The organism is Pseudomonas sp. AC229, from assembly GCF_979254655.1.
Genome location: NZ_CEEDHK010000117.1, coordinates 1 through 231 on the forward strand (window position 1 = coordinate 1; position 231 = coordinate 231).

1 pseudogene is annotated in these 231 nt (G+C 63.6%); it reads left to right on the top strand.

The features are described from left to right. A pseudogene (locus AC0IW7_RS25100) lies at nucleotides 1-231 on the top strand (succinyl-diaminopimelate desuccinylase); the annotation flags it as partial.

The window sequence follows — 231 nt, forward strand, 5'->3', positions numbered from 1 at the left end:
AGCTGGAGGCGGTGTTCAAGTTCCGTTTTTCCACCGACTCCACCGTTGAAGGGCTGCAGCACCGCGTGGCCGTGAGTCTCGATAAGCTCGGCCTGGACTGGCATGTGGAATGGTCGCTGTCGGGCTTGCCCTTCCTTACCGAACCGGGCGACTTGCTCGATGGCGTGGCGGCCGCGATCAAGTCGGTTACCGGCCGCGACACCAAGCCGTCTACCAGCGACGGCACGTCTG